Origin of the sequence: Microcoleus sp. S36b_A4, from assembly GCF_036700645.1 — a bacterium.
Taxonomy (GTDB): Bacteria; Cyanobacteriota; Cyanobacteriia; order Cyanobacteriales; family Microcoleaceae; genus Microcoleus.
Genome location: NZ_JAUBPI010000194.1, coordinates 1 through 2,794, shown reverse-complemented (window position 1 = coordinate 2,794; position 2,794 = coordinate 1). Strand labels below are relative to the sequence as shown.

At 38.0% G+C, this 2,794-nt stretch carries 2 protein-coding genes; one reads left to right on the top strand and one right to left on the bottom strand.

Going from position 1 to position 2,794, the window contains the following annotated elements:
* The first annotated feature begins 74 nt into the window (after nucleotides 1–74).
* Nucleotides 75–1,154, top strand: a complete 1,080-nt coding sequence (locus tag QUA03_RS28650; protein WP_333217079.1) for an ABC-three component system protein — start codon at nucleotides 75–77, stop codon at nucleotides 1,152–1,154.
* Between the two features lie 51 nt (nucleotides 1,155–1,205).
* On the opposite strand, the gene QUA03_RS28645 is transcribed toward QUA03_RS28650, so the two are convergent.
* Nucleotides 1,206–2,684, bottom strand: coding sequence for a glycosyltransferase family 87 protein (locus QUA03_RS28645; RefSeq protein WP_333217076.1), 1,479 nt, complete (start codon nucleotides 2,682–2,684; stop codon nucleotides 1,206–1,208).
* Nucleotides 2,685–2,794: the final 110 nt, after the last annotated feature.

Sequence of the window (2,794 nt, the reverse complement as noted above, 5' to 3'; positions counted from 1 at the left end):
CGCTCATGTTTCTGGGTCAAAAAAGCTTTATGATGTGATATTACCACGAACTGTTACTATTTTGGAGATGTCTATTGGGTTCTCTAGGCGAACTCGAAGCTTTAAAAGTAGAAGTCGAGTCACAGTTACGCGAGAGAAAAAGAACCTTAAGTAATTTTCGCGTAGCTGATCAATACCACGAACTAGAGGCTAATACTAATCGGTTGACTGCGGAAATTCATGAAGCCACTAATAACAATATTGCAGATAAAAAAATATTAGAACTTTATCAATCTAGCCTGGAAGCAGAAAATGAGCCCTCTCCAGAGGATGTCACTAATATATATGAAAGTGTCGGCATAGAACTTCCTGGTTTGGTAGTTAGAAGATTGGAAGAAGTAGAAATATTTCATCTTAGACTTATCGAAAATCGTCGCGATTTTCTCTCGAATGAAATTGAGCGTATCAGGAGAGATATATCATCTAGAGAAATTCTCATAGGTGAAAAAATAGAAGAACGTGCTTCTTTATTGGAGGTGCTACAAACACATGGTGCTTTAGAAGAGTACACAAGACTCCAAGAACTTTACCTAGAAACTGTATCTAATCTAAACGATATCACAAAACGTATAGAAGAGTTAAATAGGTTTGAAGAAGGAAAAAGTGCTTTAAAGATTGAAAAAGAACGTGTATTACAACGCGCACGTAGTGACTATCAAGAACGACGTATTCAAGCAAATCGGGCTATAGATTTATTCAATACAAACTCTCGATTTCTTTATGATGCCCCAGGAAGGCTAATTATTAATGTAGGTGACAATGGTTTTCAGTTTAAAGTAGAGATTAACCGTGATGGCAGCGAAGGTATCGATAATATGAAAATATTTTGTTACGACTTAATGCTGGCACAGCTTTGGTCTGAACAAGATCCTTCACCACGTATACTCATTCATGACAGTACCATTTTTGATGGTGTAGATGAGCGACAAGTGAGACTGGCTCTTGAATTTGCTGATAGAGAATCTAGGAGATGTGGCTTTCAGTATATCTGTACTTTAAACTCAGATATGGTTCCACGCTCCGAGTTTGCTGCAGATTTTAATTTTGATTCCTTTGTAAGACTTAGACTTACAGATGAAAGTGATGAGACTGGACTACTAGGCATTCTTTTTTAGAGATATTCTTTGACTCTTCTACAAATATTTTGATCGGGTTTTCTTTTTCCTCTAACCCGAAACCTGATCCAAAGGGTCAAATTCAGGAACCTGTTTTTGACCAAGGGATGTAATCGCTAAGACTAAAACACTTAACGTAAGGCCTAAAATCGCATAACTCGGTAGTGAAAAAATAGTTACTTTAAACAAATAAGGCAATTCCCCCCCCTTCCAGTTCCACCGCCTTCCTAGAAACACCAACAGCCCGCCATGAATCACAGCGGTTTGCACCATGACACAGCCAACTGCCAATAACCAAACCGACATTCTTTGCCTAGAGAAGCTACAATTTTTAATCTGAAAACATAAATCATTCAGCAAAAAAACCACCGCCGGTGCTAACATCACAGAACTGGTGGGCTGTGAATAGTTGATAGCAATACTCAAAGTAGAAATTAGCACCATTTCAGATAAGTCAACTTTTTTTGACCAAGCATTGCGAGATTGTTTTTTGTAAAAATACCAACTCACTAAACCCACAAGCACCAGAATAATCAAGTCAGAAAATAGCTTCGCCACGAAGGGACTATCGGGGAAAAATCTCGGCCCCATAACCCTTAAATCAAGGCGACTCATAGAAATATAAGCATTATTCGATGGATCGTTGAGCCAGAGTGGAAATCCACGAGTCGCATCCTGTATAAATCCTGTTAAGGAATTGCCCGTTACAGCTAGACCTATAACTGCCAAAAAAGTTACCGTCACTAGAGATATAAAAACTAGCTTAAACCGTCTTTTGATTAAAAAATAAGGAAGAAACAATATAACTAAAGTTGGTTTAAACAGGGCAATTCCTAAGAAAACTCCTGCAATTACATCCTGATTTTTTCTAGCATAAATAAACATCCATAACAGCAGAACGGCAATAAAAGTTGCCACATTGCCAACTTGAAGATCGAAGACAAAACCGTAGAGGAATGCAACTGATATACTACAAATAGTCCGAAAAGCTCGTGAGTGCGACACCAACAAGATATTCGCTCCCCATAAAACAAAACCTGTGGCAATAAGATGCAGCCAAGTCCAGATTGTGAATGCAGTCTTCATCGGGAAATAGCCCAAAAACCACAGCGGAGGAATGATATTAGGTGGATAAACAAAAGATGGAATAAACCCACACACTTTAGTGATGCTACAGAAACCGATGTTAAACACCTCGACATTAAAGGGACTCAAATGCTGATGGGCTAATCTACTCGCTACATAAAACCACTTAAAATCCCAGTAAGGCGGATCGGGCCGATTAGTCAGATTGTAAACCAACCAACCGGTATAACAGAGAAATCGGGTGAGAACTAATACAATCACTGCTTGCAAAATAAAGTTAACGATAGGTTGACTAAAAAAGTGAGCCAACCTTTGCATAGTAGGATGTTTTAAAAACAAAGAATCCTGCCATGCTGTTTTTTCGCTATCTAATCGCAAATTAAGTTTGAGAAACCAAGCGACTGTAATTATAATAATCACATTCCACCATCCAAAAGTAATCATAGGAAATAATTTTAATAAGTTTACTGTTTGATGATACAGCACTTTGCGTGACTAAGAGGTACAGTAACAGCAGTGAGCAAAATAATTTTCGATTTGCTTAGTTGAACATA

What these genes read in the sequence shown, in the direction of transcription:
- QUA03_RS28645 (WP_333217076.1), bottom strand. Translation starts at nt 2,684, where the DNA reads ATGATTACTTTTGGATGGTGGAATGTGATTATTATAATTACAGTCGCT.